Below are 14366 nucleotides of genomic sequence, written 5' to 3' on the forward strand. Positions count from 1 at the left end.
CGTAGCGAGCGAAAGCAACTTAAGGGCGGCAAGCGCACAGCTACCGGAATGGACTTTCTATCCATGAGGATAGCGAGCACTGCCCAACCTTAAAGTGCGAACGCGCAGTAGCCGACCACGATTACTCGTCGAGCATGACCACCTTGCCTACATACGGCAAATGACGATAACGCTGTGCATAATCAATACCATAACCGACAACGAACTCGTCTGGAATCTTGAAACCAACCCACTCAACCGGAACTTCAACTTCACGGCGCTCTGGTTTATCCAGCAAGGTGCAGATTGCCAGAGATTTTGGTCCACGCAGCTGCAGAATTTCACGCACTTTACTCAGGGTATTACCGGAATCGATGATGTCTTCGACGATCAGCACGTCTTTACCGCGAATATCTTCATCCAGATCTTTCAGGATTTTTACATCGCGGGTTGAGGTCATACCGCTGCCGTAGCTGGAGGCCGTCATGAAATCGACTTCATGAGAAACATTGATAGTGCGGCACAAATCCGCCATAAACATGAAAGAACCGCGCAGCAAGCCGACCAGAACCATTTCGCTGCCGCTGTCGCGGTAATGCTCGGTGATTTGACTGCCTAACTCGGCGATACGGGCTTTTACTTCCTGCTCGGAAATCATTACTTCTACGGTGTGTTTCATAAGTTTTTAACGTCGGTTGCCTGAAGAAAGCCGCTGAGTTTAGCATAGCGGGAAAGTAGTTGCGACGCGTGCGCAATAAGGGAATGTGAAGGAAATGGCAGATAGCTGATTATGAAGCTAAAGAGCCCCGGACGCGAGTGGTCCGGGGAATCGGGTTAAGCGCTGACGGTAAAGCCCAACATCATCCCGGTATCTTCGTGTTCCAACAGATGGCAGTGGGCCATATAAGGTTGGCTGGCGGTCGCTAAATGGTTAAACCGAACCAAAACTTCGCTACGCGCACCTTCAACCCGAACCGTATCCTTCCAACCGCGACGATGTACCGCCGGTGGCTGACCATTTTCCGTTAAGATACGGAATTGAGTGCCGTGAATATGGAACGGATGCAGCATCATGTCCCCTTCACCTGAGATGGTCCATTTCTCGTATTGCCCCTGTTTGGCATCAAACGCCGCTTCGGTCATGGAAAATGCCTTACCATTGATCATGTTGGCATGGCTGAAATCGAAGCTCTCAGCCTTTTGCGCCCCGTGCCCCATTCCGGCCATGTTGCCATGCCCCATAGCACCGTGATCCATGCCGCCCATTGAGCCACCGCTGTTTTTACCGCTTTCGGCCATCATCGCCATGCCGCCGTGCTGATCCATGCTCATGCCAGCCATTGCCTGATGCCCGTAGCGAGTCATCAATGCCTGCATTCCGAGCATATCGAGCTGAGGATTCATCATCAGCTGTAACCACCGCTCCTTCAACCCATCAAGCGAAGCCAGCGCAGGCAATGCTACCAGTTGATCCGGCAGCACTTTGTTGCTACCGGCGGCCAACGACGGTTGCAAACGTAATACCGGCAGCGGTTGATCAAACGGCGCCAACGTCATACCCATTTGCTTAACCGGCAGAGTAACTAAATCCACACTCTTACCATCGGCGGTATCAACCAGAATTTCGAAGCGTTCTCCCATCAGAATCGGCAGTTCTTTAACCGCCACCGGTTCCGACAAGAAGCCACCGTCGCTGGCAATCACATACATTGGCCGCCCATCGCTCAACGCCAGATTGAGCGATCGCGCGTTACAGCCGTTCAGTACCCTCAAGCGCACCCAACCGCGCTGCGTAATCTGCTGCGGGAAACGTGCGCCGTTAGTCAGCATGTGATCGCCAAACCAGCCTACGGCTGCGGTCATCACGTCTAGCTGGTAATCAATCTGTCCGTCTTTATCCAGCAATTTGTCCTGTAAAATAACCGGAATATCATCGACGCCCCACTGCTTGGGCAAGGATAATTTGCTGCTTTCGTCATCGTCGATCAGTACCAGACCACCCAATCCCATCGCTACCTGATAGCCGGTTTTATTGTGGGTATGCGGATGGAACCAGCAGGTCGCCGCCGGTTGGTCGACGGTAAAGGTCACTTCTCGCGTCGCGCCCGCCTCAATCAATGCCTGCGGCCCGCCGTCTACTTCCCCAGGGATTTCCAATCCGTGCCAGTGTACAGTGGTCGCTTCCGGCAAGGTATTTTTCACACTTACAGTGACAGGTTTACCACGCTGTAAACGAATCGCCGGGCCGAGAAATCCGCCGTTAATTCCCCAGGTTTGAGTCGTTTTACCAGGAACCCAGACCATGCTACCGGTTTGCAGTTGCAATTGGATTTTGCCGCTTGCATCAGGTTGTAGCAACGGAGGAATCGGCAAGCTAGGGCGTTCAGCAGCAAAAGCCGCTCGGCTCCAGAGAGGCAGAGACGTGGCGGCTCCAAGAGCCGCCGTCAATTTGATGAAATCACGGCGCAACATGGTCGTCCCCTCAAAATGATTAATCAGTGCAGAAACTGCAGCAGAGTACATAATTAGTGAAGAGCCTAAACCCTCCCCTTGCGGTAAGGTCAAGAGGCAATTGCTCAGTCTGAGCGTTAACGCCAAGGTTATATAAGAAAATTTAGTGTGGGACTGTCCAAATGTGTTAACGTTTATTGACAATTAAATAAGCAAATTTCCGCCATGAAAAGAACAAAGTTAGTCGTGCTGCTGCTCGCTCTGTGTGGATTTTCATCTGCCAGCCAAGCTTTAACCGAATCCGAAGCAGAAGATCTTGCCGATCTCACTGCGGTTTTCATTTATCTGAAGAATGATTGCGGCTACAACGAACTACCTAATACGGAAATTAAGCGGGCGATTGTATATTTTGCCCAGCAGAATCGTTGGGATTTACGTAACTATAATAGCTTCAATATGAAAGGCCTGGGTGAAGAGAGCTATCGCGATTTGCGCGGCATCGCCATTCCGGCTCCCACCAAATGCAAATTCCTAGCACGCGATTCACTGAGTTTATTGGCCTACGCCAACTAATAACTCGCCTAATAGCCTCTGTCTGAAATTCAACCGTGCAACCTCGGGCAGAGTTGGCTATGATGTTGCGCCCATTTTTCATGGCTGTTACCGCGGAGGAGAGCCCTAACATGTCCCAGAAAGAGCTTTGGTATGAAACGCTCCATGCCAATTTCGGCCAGTATTTCTCTGTAGAGAATATTCTGTACCGCGAGAAAACCGAGCACCAGGATCTGGTGATCTTCGAGAACCCGGTTTTAGGCCGCGTCATGGCGCTGGATGGCGTAGTGCAAACGACTGAGCGTGATGAATTTATCTATCACGAAATGATGACCCACGTTCCGCTGCTGGCTCACGGGCAGGCGAAGAAAGTATTGATCATCGGCGGCGGCGACGGTGCCATGCTGCGTGAAGTCAGCCGCCACAGCACCGTTGAACAAATCACTATGGTGGAAATCGATGCCGGCGTCGTAGAATTCTGCCGCCAGTATCTGCCGAACCACAATGCCGGAGCCTATGACGATCCGCGCTTCAAACTGGTGATCGACGACGGCGTTAACTTCGTTAATCAGACCACCGAAAAGTTTGATGTCATTATCTCTGACTGCACCGACCCAATCGGCCCAGGCGAAAGCCTGTTCACCTCTGCCTTCTACGAAGGTTGCGCCCGTAGTCTGAACGAAGGCGGTATTTTCGTCGCGCAAAACGGCGTGTGTTTCCTCCAGCAGGATGAAGCCGTCGATAGCCATAAAAAACTCAGCAACTATTTCGGCGATGTCAGTTTCTATCAGGCAGCAATTCCGACATATTACGGCGGTATCATGACCTTTGCTTGGGCTACGCAAAACCCGGCGCTGCGTCAGTTAGATCTCGCTACGCTGCAAGCCCGGTTTGAACAAGCAGGCCTGACCTGTCGTTATTATAATCCAGCAATTCACGTCGGTAGCTTTGCCCTGCCACAGTATCTGCTGAATGCACTTTCCACAAAACGTTGAGTATTAATCCGTAAGGGGGTGAACTAAATTGCACAAGCTTAAACTGCACGGCTTCAACAATCTGACCAAGAGCCTGAGTTTTTGTATTTACGATATTTGTTATGCCAAGACCGCAGATGACCGCGATGGCTATATCGCCTACATTGACGAACAATACAATGCCAACCGCTTGACCGAGATCTTGAGCGAAACCTGCTCGATCATCGGCGCGAATATTTTAAATATCGCTCGTCAGGATTACGATCCCCAGGGTGCCAGTGTCACTATCTTAGTCAGCGAAGAGCCAATCGATCCTCGTGATGTCGATACATCAGAACATCCCGGCCCGCTGCCTAACTCCGTGGTTGCTCATTTGGATAAGAGCCACATTTGTGTGCATACCTATCCTGAAAGCCATCCTGAAGGCGGGCTATGTACTTTCCGTGCCGATATCGAAGTTTCTACCTGTGGCGTTATTTCACCGCTGAAAGCGCTGAACTATCTGATCCACCAGCTTGAATCTGATATCGTAACTATGGATTATCGGGTACGCGGCTTTACCCGCGACGTTAAAGGCGTGAAACACTTCATCGATCATGAGATCAATTCGATCCAGAACTTTATGTCAGATGATATGAAGTCGCTGTACCACATGATGGATGTGAACGTTTACCAGGAAAATATGTTCCATACCAAGATGATGCTGAAAGATTTCGATCTGAAGCACTATCTGTTTAACGCCAAACCAGAACAACTGAGCGATGAAGAAAGAGAAACCATCACTCGTTTACTGTACAAAGAAATGCAGGAAATCTACTACGGACGCAACGTTCCGGAAGTATGATCGACGTGCAATGACTCACAGGCAGGTCTTCCTGCCTGTGTGTTTTTATCCTCGCCACGCTTTCTTTCCGATAAAACAACGATAAATCAACCCATCATCCCATTTTTTCCTGCACGAATGTCGTACTCTGGCTGGCTGATATTTCATCGCCGACGTCGAGTCTACCCACATGGAACGTACCGCCACATTATTAGGCATTGTTGCTATTTTACTTTGGAGCATGAGCGTCGCACTCACTCGTGGGTTAGCCGAAACCTTAGGCCCCTTTGGTGCCGGAGCGGCAATCTATAGCGTCAGCGGAATACTGGTCTGGCTGGTGGGCGGTAAGCCGCAGATTCGCGGCCAGCATCCGGCCTACTTATGGGGATGCGGGTTATTATTCGTTATTTATATGGTTGCTTTTGCCATTGCCATCGGAATGGCGAGCGATCGCCAACAGACGCTGGAAATTGGCCTGATCAACTATCTGTGGCCCAGCCTCACGCTGCTTTTCGCCGTCGTACTACTACGGTTACGCACCCGCTGGTGGCTATGGTTAGGGGCTGCAATTGCTTTATTCGGCGTCATTTGGGTTGTCAGCGGTGGAAATGGTCTGGATATCAGTATCTTGGCAGAAAATATCAACCATAACCCGCTAGCTTATAGCTTAGCGCTGCTCGCCGCCTTTGCTTGGGCAATTTATTCCAATCTGGTGCGCATTTATAGCCGTGGCCGCGGTGTACTGCCGCTGTTTCTTCTGGCCTGTGCGCTGTGCCTGTGGCTACTGTTTTTTACCCTGACTCCGGGGCCACTTCATTTTACACCGCAGGCAGTCATGGAGCTGTTGATGATGGGCTGCAGTACTGCGCTGGCCTACCAATGCTGGGATAGCGCCATGAAGAAGGGCAACGCCACGTTGGTCGCAGCCCTTTCATATTTTACGCCTTTGCTGTCAGTACTGATTGCCAGTTTATGGCTCAGTACGCCACCGTCAGCCGCGTTTCTACCGGGCGTCGGAATGGTGATAGCCGGTTCGCTTTTGTGTTGGTCTGCCAGCCGAGCGCCAGCCTCACCAAGAGCGAAATAAAAATCAATATTTCAGAATAAAGGCTCGATAGCCTTTTAACACGGCGAGGAAATCCTCTAATCCGCACATGCAGAGGCTTTCCTCATCGTAATAGTTCATACCTTCTTCAATTTCATCGCCTTCAAAATCAAGTTGGTTAGCCCGAACCATCACCTCTTCACCGTCCAGCCACAAAGTGTATTCATGGCCTACCTGCTGCCATTGGCGTTCACTACCGGCAACCTGAGCCGCCGCGGTTTCGATCTCATCGAGTTTAGTCAAGTCACCTTTAATTTCTTCATTGAGCCAGTGGCCGATCACTTCATGCCCCATGGAGAATCTGACGATTACCTGCCCCGTTAGATCACGCAAAAATTCATAGTCCATAGCACGCCCTCCTGTTGCTCTTACTATCAGTTTAAACATTATTGGCGGGCTAACTAAGTCCAAGCTCGCAAAGTTATGCAACATCTTGCGATGACACCCAATAAAAACGGGAGACCCTTGGCCCCCCGCGTATTAGATGCGAAATATAGCGACTTAAACCGCAGTTTGAAAGGGTTGCATCACACTTAGCTGTATAAGCCGGAGTATTTAGCCGGGGAATGTTGCCATCAAGCCGCCGTCGACCACGATATCACTTCCGTACAAATAACTGGATTCATCAGACGCTAGAAACAGAATAGCCTGAGCAATTTCTATGGCTTCAGCGAAACGTTGCACTGGGAGCAGCGGCGTAAACTGCTCGTGGAATTTATCCCCATCCATGCCCTGTTTATACAAAATTGGCGTATTCACCGGGCCGGGTGAAATCGCGTTAATTCTGATGCCATCGGCGGCTAATTCCGTGGTTAAACCACGCATTACCGCCAGCAGCGCCGCCTTGGAAGCACCGTAAATAGGCGCACCAAGCAAACCACGATGAGCGGCAATAGAAGTGGTTATCACCACCGAGGCTGGGTTGCTCAACAAGGGTCTTAGGGCCTGTAGTAAGAAGAATGGCCCTTTAAAATTCACTGACATCTGCCGATCAAAATCAGCTTCGGTCCAATCTTCCAGTGAATGCCAAATCCCCATTCCCGCATTCAGTACCAAGGCATCTAACTGACCAAAATCCTGTTTAATTTTTTCAGCCAATCTCTTCTGTTCCTGAATACTACCGGATTCACTGGCATAAATTCTGGCAGCAGGTAGAGTTTTACAGGCATTCTCCAGGCTTTCCGGTGTAATCCCCGTAATCGCAACCTGAGCGCCCTGCTGCAACATCAGCTCTGCCGCCGCCAAACCTATACCCGATGTACCACCAGTAATAAGTACACGCTTACCTGCCATCCTATTATGATTTTTTATCGAATATGAATCGGAGGTCTGTGTCGTCATTAGGTTATTTCCGCTGTGAAAAAAAAGGATAAACGCCTGCTTACAGCCGCTGGCTGCTTTGAAAGCGTAGCCTATCGCAGTGGATAATAAAGACAGTCTAATGTTTAGGCAGGGTATTTAACGGGGAGAATGGGTGATAAATAGAGAATCAAACGCCGCTTACCCACTCTGGCAGAAACAAAATCCAGAATGTTCTATCGCGAGTAATACTCAGAAATCACATAGGAAATCGCCCGTAGCACGGAATACAAGGCAATAAAAAGGAGGCCATCGGCCCCCTTCTAATTATTAGTAATAACTCATGGTTAATACAAAAAATATCTTACAGTGCAGTCTGGAAAATGACGCCGTCAGCTTTCTCTGTATATTCATTTAACTTATCGAAATTAAGATAACGATAAGTATCAACCGCGGTCTTATCAACCTGAGCCATATAAGTCTGGTATTCGTCCGGCGTAGGTAGACGGCCTAACAACGCAGCGATAGCCGCCAATTCAGCTGAAGCCAGATACACATCGGCACCGGTACCCAAACGGTTCGGGAAGTTACGGGTCGAGGTAGATACTACCGTTGCCCCGTCGGCCACGCGCGCCTGGTTACCCATACACAGTGAACAGCCCGGAATTTCAACGCGCGCCCCACTCTTACCAAAGATGCTGTAATAGCCTTCTTCCGTTAGCTGAGCGGCATCCATTTTGGTTGGTGGTGCGACCCACAGGCGAGTCGGTAGCTGACCTTTATGTTGATCCAGCAGCTTACCGGCAGCGCGGAAATGCCCGATGTTGGTCATACATGAACCGATAAAGACTTCGTCGATCTTGCTGTTTGCTACGTCAGACAACAGGCGAGCATCGTCCGGATCGTTTGGCGCACACAGAATAGGCTGAGTGATCTCGGCCAAATCAATTTCGATCACTGCAGCATATTCTGCGTCGGCATCCCCTTCTAACAGATTCGGGTTAGCCAGCCAGTTTTCCATGCCAGTAATGCGGCGTTCCAGAGTACGGCGATCGCCATAGCCTTCGGCAATCATCCACTTCAGCAATACCACATTGGATTGCAGATATTCTTCGATCGGCGCTTTATCCAGCTTAATGGTACAACCGGCGGCGGAACGTTCGGCGGAAGCATCAGCCAGTTCAAACGCCTGCTCCACTTTCAGCTCAGGCAAACCTTCGATTTCCAAGATCCGGCCAGAGAAGATATTTTTCTTTCCTTTCTTCTCAACGGTCAGCAAGCCTTCCTGAATGGCATAATAGGGAATGGCATGTACCAAATCACGCAGAGTGATACCCGGCTGCATTTTGCCTTTAAAGCGCACCAGCACCGATTCCGGCATATCCAGCGGCATAACGCCAGTCGCCGCAGCAAACGCCACCAGACCCGAGCCAGCAGGGAAGGAAATCCCGATAGGGAAACGGGTATGGGAGTCACCGCCGGTACCGACGGTATCCGGCAACAGCATACGGTTCAGCCATGAGTGAATGATACCGTCACCGGGACGCAGGGAAACCCCACCGCGGTTCATGATGAAATCAGGCAACGTATGGTGAGTGGTCACGTCAACCGGCTTAGGATAAGCGGCGGTATGACAGAATGACTGCATCACCAAATCAGCGGAGAAACCCAGACACGCCAGATCTTTCAGCTCGTCGCGCGTCATAGGCCCGGTTGTATCCTGAGAGCCCACGGAGGTCATTTTAGGTTCGCAGTATTCGCCCGGGCGCACACCGTCAACGCCACAGGCGCGACCGACCATTTTCTGTGCCAGAGAGAAGCCTTTATTGCTTTTGGCAACCGGCTTGGCCTGACGGAAAATTTCGCTCGGTGGCAACCCCAAGGCTTCCCGTGCCTTAGTGGTCAAACCTCGGCCGACGATCAGAGGAATACGCCCACCGGCGCGAACTTCATCCAGCAAAACATCGGTTTTCAGTTCAAAAGTCGCCAGCACTTCACCGGTATCATGGCGACGCACCTCACCCAAATACGGGAAGATATCAATCACGTCGCCCATATTCAGTTTGGCAACGTCAACTTCGATCGGTAATGCCCCGGCATCTTCCATAGTGTTAAAGAAGATAGGCGCAATTTTGCCACCTAAAACCACACCACCACCGCGCTTATTCGGCACGTAAGGAATGTCGTCACCCATAAACCACAGCACTGAGTTAGTGGCAGATTTACGGGAAGAACCGGTACCCACAACATCACCGACGTAAGCCAGCGGGAAACCTTTCTTATTCAGCTCTTCGATTTGTTTAATCGGGCCAACGCTGCCCGGCTGATCGGGGTAAATGCCTTCGCGAGCATTTTTCAGCATAGCCAGTGCGTGCAATGGAATATCTGGGCGCGACCAAGCATCAGGTGCCGGAGACAAATCATCGGTGTTGGTTTCACCGGTCACTTTAAATACCGTAACGGTGATTTTGTCCGCCAGCGCCGGGCGAGACAGATACCATTCCGCATCGGCCCAAGACTGCATGATTTGTTTGGCATGCGGGTTGCCGGATTTGGCTTTTTCTTCCACGTCATAGAAGTTATCGAACATCAGCAACGTGTGAGATAAGGCTTTAGCTGCGATAGGTGCCAGCTTTTCGTTATCCAGCGCATCAATCAGAGGATGGATGTTATATCCGCCCTGCATAGTACCGAGCAACTCGACGGCTTTTTCAGGAGTAATCAGTGGAGAGGTAGCGTCGCCTTTAGCGATGGCGGCCAAGAAACCGGCCTTTACGTAGGCTGCTTCATCAACGCCAGGTGGAACGCGGTTGATCAGCAGGTCTAACAGGAATTCTTCTTCGCCCGCAGGCGGATTCTTTAATGCTTCAACCAGCGCGGCCATTTGAGATGCATCCAATGGCTTCGGGACGATCCCCTCAGCGGCACGCTCGGCTACGTGCTTACGGTATTCTTCTAGCACGACATTCTCCTCGCTTTCATTATCATTTATTTTGCCTGGCTAACCGTTCTCTCCGGTCACCGAAATCGATGCCTAAAGTTGTAGGGTAAGTGCCCGGTTCTGCGCAGCCAGCATATCAGGATTTGAACTGGTTGTTAATTCGTTCACATAAAAGCAACATTAAATTTTTGCTGAATCGTTGAGCACAGTGTAATCACCTGAAAAATTTGTTTGGGATATCAATTCGTGGCTAACCAAGTGGTTTCGGTGATAAATACTCCGCAACATAATAACCATATTCTTGCAATGGATACTATCTCTCCGTGCGGGTTATGTATTGCGGATCAGGCTGATAGGAGTAAGGGTTTGCGTAGGGAGCAGAAAATAAGGTCAATCCGATAACGGTCAATTTTTATGGTTAAAAAATCAGGTGGCGGGCGTTGGATAGCCCAAACCATTTGCTGTTTCACTCGAGTGGTAGCTTTACTTTGAAGCTGTCACTGGGGGGCAAAAGGTGATTGATTGCACTGATATTTGTTATCAACAACGGCCCGTATCGCTACGGGCTATCGATTTTATTCACTAAACTTAACGATTAGAACTGCGTATTCAGGCTAAGGAAGAAAGTGCGTCCCGGTTCGTTATAAGTTGCGGCTCCGGCGCCTTCAATGCCCGCCACACTCTGCGCGTTACCCGCACGGAACTGGCGTTTATCAAACAGGTTTTCAATCCCAGTAGTGACACTGACATTCTTAGTCAGCGTATAGCTGCCGCTCAAACCAAATACCGCGTAAGGACTGAGTTCTCTGGTCGCTGTACCTGTAACTGGATTTCCCTGATAGTCGAATTTCTTCGGTTTTTGGCGACCGTACCACACCACATGGGTCATCAACGATAAATCATCCGTCGCCTGCCAACTCAGAGAGCTATTCAGCGTGAACTCTGGCGTGATGGAAAGATAATCCCCGGTGGTTTTGTTCTCCGATTTCAGCATGTAGGTCAGGTTACTGCTCCACAGCACATCATCAGTAACCGGAACCGCCAGGCTGCCTTCCAGCCCTTCCACCAAGGCTTTAGGCACGTTTTCCCATTGGAAAATATCTGAATCCACATAGGCACCTGTCCCACCGCTGGCATGACCTATTGATACCAAACCCGGCTCAATCTTATTACGATAATCGTTACGGAAGTAAGTGACACCGGCAATCAGCCCATCCTGATGGAATTCCAGACCGATCTCTTTATTTACGCTGGTTTCCGCCGACAGAGACTCGTTCCCCATCAAATAGCAACTCCCGCCGCCACCGTAACAGCCTTGCCCACGGCTATATAGCAGATAGTCCGGGTTGGTTTGATACAGATTTGGCGCTTTGTAAGCACGGGCAATCCCCATTTTTAGCGTAACATTATCGCCCAGCTCCTGAGAAAGGTTCACACCCGGACTCCAGTTGCTCCCAGCTTTACTGTGATGATCGTAACGCACTGCCGGAGTCAACATTGTCGTTTCCGTCAGCTCGATATTATCTTCCACAAACAGAGAAGCAATTTGCGCCGATGTGCGCGTATTGCGCCCGGAATCATTCAAACCACCTACGCTACCGCCTTCAATCGTGGTTTGAGTATTGGAGGCAGGATCGTGCATTTTCTGATCGTTCCACTCCGCCCCAATGGTCACTATCTGATTTATCCCCCACTCGAAGGGCAAATTAACTTCGCTGTGCGCGACGTAGTTATCCAGTGTGATGGTATTAAAATCGCGGTTTGAGAAAATACCTTCAGTACCGCCAGCCAGACCTTCACCCAGCCGCGAATTTCGGGTTTCTTCATATTGAAGATAGGACGTCGTGCTCATGCCGCTATCCCAGAATCCGCGGTGAGTTGCCGAGAAACTCTCGCGATACATGCGGTTAGTTTCAGCACCATACAAGCTGCGCACAATGGCGTTACTGTTGGTATTTTGCGTATCACCGGCGTAAATATTTCCCTGGCGGCTATAGCCTGCTTGGAATTCCAGAGACTGACCGGGACTGAAATCCCAGCGCAGTAAGCCACTGATATCTTTATTACGTACGCCTTCGCGTCCGGCAGGTAAAGTCCCAACCTGATTGCCCGTACGCAATGATTCATGACCTGCGTTGATATCCCATTCATCGGCATCGGTTTTATTGTATCTGCCGTATAAACGGAAGCTGAGCGTATCACTCAGTGGTCCCATCAGGCTAAAGTCAGTGCGACGGGTCGCCCCTTCCTTACTGTGCTGCGGCACATTCATATAGGCATTCCAGCTACCTTGTCGCTGTTTGTCCGGCTGCTTAGTGATGATATTCACCACGCCCCCAGCGGCACCATTGCCATAGCGAGCTGCCGCAGGGCCACGCAACACTTCGATTTTCTCCACCATATTGGCGGGAACCCAATTGGTATCACCGCGAGTATCACGCTCGCCGCGCCAGCCGTAACGTACCGCATTGCGACTGGAAACGGGAATGCCGTCGATCATAATCAGGGTATTTTCCGGCCCCATACCGCGAATATCGATTTGGCGGTTATTGCCGCGCTGACCGCTAGCGGAATTACCAGAAAGATTCACCCCCGGCATAGTTCGGATGATTTCGGATAAATCATTGGCCGGTGGCCGTTTGCGTATATCTTCCGCCGTGATAACCGAAGCGCCTAGCGCCTGTCGTACCTGCTGCTCTGCCGTTACCACCAAAGTGTCGCCACTGGTTAGCGCATTGGTTTTTTTCGATGTAGATGTGGATTCCGGCTGTTCGGTTGACGCGGTATCCGTACCGGTTTTGATATTATTTTGAGCTTGCACCCACAACGGTGTGGAGAGACACAGGCCGATCATGGTCGTCAGGTAGCGCCGCTGCCATTTGACATTCATCATTATAAATAATTTCCCTAGTGCAGGCGCCCGCAACGCATTGCGACGGAGAGCGTCCCCGTCGACTGATTAACGAGCCAACAAAACAAACAAGATTGATAATTATTTTCATTACCCATTCAGTGCGCTAATTGTTACATTGCGCTACAGGAAAAAGGTTTGTGAAAACGGCAAAGCTCTTTGCCGCAGCGTCAATGTCATCGGGTAAAAGTATGGAGACCATACTCAAGGGGGGTCATCTTGTCGGCGATGAAAAAAAATACTGTGCGCAAGGTTTCGCCTTCTTCTAAACCAATCTATCCAGAGCAAATTGTGCAACAGTCCAATTTGGTCGCCAGCGACTATCGCCTGAGCGGAGGGAAGTCCTCTGCCACCGACCCGGTGCTATTTGGTGATTTTCAGGTGCTGCGCCTCAACCCCCATTTAATTCTGCATACGGCGAATGTCACTAATCTTTACGACATCAAAACGCAGAACTGTCTACCCCCTTCACTCAAACTGGCTATCGTAGTGAGCGGCAGCGCGCATATATCCTTTGGAGGCAAACCATTAGAGCTACATGAGAAAGGACCTTCCTCTCTGATTTCTCTCGTTGAGAACACGTTATTTACCCGGCATGGAAAGAAGAATGGTCATGAACGCACTTTAACGCTGACCTTTGACCGCGAATGGCTATATGGGGATTTGCTACCGCAGGAAGGAGGATGGGAAAAACTGTACGACTTCACTCAGCAACATCTGGCAATTCATTTATGGCAACCATCTGTACAGGCACTTTCAATCGCCCAACAAATAGCCAGTGCGCCCCCCTACGGCACGCCACTGGAGCGGTTACGCTGTGAAAGCCAGTGTATTGGTCTGATTATTGAGGCATTCAGCTCACTGGAACAATCAAGCCAACAGCAAAACAAAATATCTCTGCGCGGCCTGAATCGGATTCAACAGTTACGTGACTGGCTGGAAAGCGGCGAGGCCGACCAACTTTCACTACAGGAACTGGCTCAGTCAATTAATATGAGCCCAAGCACGCTACAACGCCGTTTCCGGGAGAACTATAACGTGACAGTATTTGAATATTTGCGCCATTGCCGATTGAAGCGCGCCATGCTGGCCTTAAAAAAAGAAGGTGTCAGTATCGATCAGGCCGCTGCCATTGCCGGATATACCAGCTCCGCAAACTTTGCGACCGCACTGCGACGCACATTTAATATCACTCCGCGGCAAATTCGTGAAGGTTTCTATCCTTAACTAATTTCCATCCTTAACTAATATAGTATTAAACAGTTAATTAATTGTCATACGTAATACTCATTATATAAAGTCAAATCCACTTACCTCACAAGTTCAAACTT

11 protein-coding genes are annotated in these 14366 nt (G+C 50.1%); 5 read left to right on the forward strand and 6 right to left on the reverse strand.

Features of this window, described 5'->3' with window-relative positions; genetic code table 11:
- Nucleotides 1-121: 121 nt before the first annotated feature.
- Both hpt and cueO read right to left on the reverse strand, forming a co-directional pair.
- Nucleotides 122-658, reverse strand: coding sequence for a hypoxanthine phosphoribosyltransferase (gene hpt / locus AD970_RS11015; protein WP_049598727.1), 537 nt, complete (start codon nucleotides 656-658; stop codon nucleotides 122-124).
- Between the two features lie 155 nt (nucleotides 659-813).
- The gene (gene cueO, locus AD970_RS11020; RefSeq protein ID WP_049599096.1) at nucleotides 814-2451 is read right to left on the reverse strand and encodes a multicopper oxidase CueO; all 1638 of its coding nucleotides are present in this window, start codon (nucleotides 2449-2451) and stop codon (nucleotides 814-816) included.
- Between the two features lie 204 nt (nucleotides 2452-2655).
- Between cueO and AD970_RS11025 the strand changes: the two genes are divergently transcribed.
- From AD970_RS11025 to yddG, 4 genes are all read left to right on the forward strand, one after another.
- The gene (locus tag AD970_RS11025; protein ID WP_049598729.1) at nucleotides 2656-3003 is read left to right on the forward strand and encodes a YacC family pilotin-like protein; all 348 of its coding nucleotides are present in this window, start codon (nucleotides 2656-2658) and stop codon (nucleotides 3001-3003) included.
- A 110-nt stretch (nucleotides 3004-3113) separates the two neighbouring features.
- Complete coding sequence (speE, locus tag AD970_RS11030; RefSeq protein ID WP_049598730.1) at nucleotides 3114-3977, forward strand: polyamine aminopropyltransferase; 864 nt, start codon at nucleotides 3114-3116, stop codon at nucleotides 3975-3977.
- A 28-nt stretch (nucleotides 3978-4005) separates the two neighbouring features.
- Nucleotides 4006-4800, forward strand: coding sequence for an adenosylmethionine decarboxylase (gene speD, locus AD970_RS11035; protein ID WP_049598732.1), 795 nt, complete (start codon nucleotides 4006-4008; stop codon nucleotides 4798-4800).
- A 169-nt stretch (nucleotides 4801-4969) separates the two neighbouring features.
- Complete coding sequence (gene yddG / locus AD970_RS11040; RefSeq protein WP_049598734.1) at nucleotides 4970-5866, forward strand: aromatic amino acid DMT transporter YddG; 897 nt, start codon at nucleotides 4970-4972, stop codon at nucleotides 5864-5866.
- Nucleotides 5867-5869: 3 nt separating this feature from the next.
- Here the strand turns inward: yddG and yacL are convergent, their stop codons facing one another.
- The 4 genes from yacL to AD970_RS11060 form a co-directional block, all read right to left on the reverse strand.
- A complete protein-coding gene (yacL, locus tag AD970_RS11045; protein ID WP_049598736.1) occupies nucleotides 5870-6232 on the reverse strand; it encodes a protein YacL in 363 nt (120 codons plus the stop codon).
- Nucleotides 6233-6439: 207 nt separating this feature from the next.
- Nucleotides 6440-7177, reverse strand: coding sequence for an SDR family oxidoreductase (locus AD970_RS11050; protein WP_209429075.1), 738 nt, complete (start codon nucleotides 7175-7177; stop codon nucleotides 6440-6442).
- A gap of 370 nt (nucleotides 7178-7547) precedes the next feature.
- On the reverse strand, nucleotides 7548-10145 hold the full coding sequence (gene acnB / locus AD970_RS11055) for a bifunctional aconitate hydratase 2/2-methylisocitrate dehydratase (protein WP_049598740.1): 2598 nt from the start codon (nucleotides 10143-10145) through the stop codon (nucleotides 7548-7550).
- Nucleotides 10146-10719: 574 nt separating this feature from the next.
- Nucleotides 10720-13014 (reverse strand): TonB-dependent siderophore receptor, encoded by a 2295-nt coding sequence (locus AD970_RS11060; RefSeq protein WP_049599098.1) that lies wholly within the window; start codon nucleotides 13012-13014, stop codon nucleotides 10720-10722.
- Nucleotides 13015-13254: 240 nt separating this feature from the next.
- Between AD970_RS11060 and AD970_RS11065 the strand changes: the two genes are divergently transcribed.
- Nucleotides 13255-14262 (forward strand): helix-turn-helix domain-containing protein, encoded by a 1008-nt coding sequence (locus AD970_RS11065; RefSeq protein WP_049598742.1) that lies wholly within the window; start codon nucleotides 13255-13257, stop codon nucleotides 14260-14262.
- The last annotated feature ends 104 nt before the right edge of the window (nucleotides 14263-14366 follow it).

Origin of the sequence: Yersinia nurmii (assembly GCF_001112925.1) — a bacterium.
Classification (GTDB): Bacteria; Pseudomonadota; Gammaproteobacteria; order Enterobacterales; family Enterobacteriaceae; genus Yersinia; species Yersinia nurmii.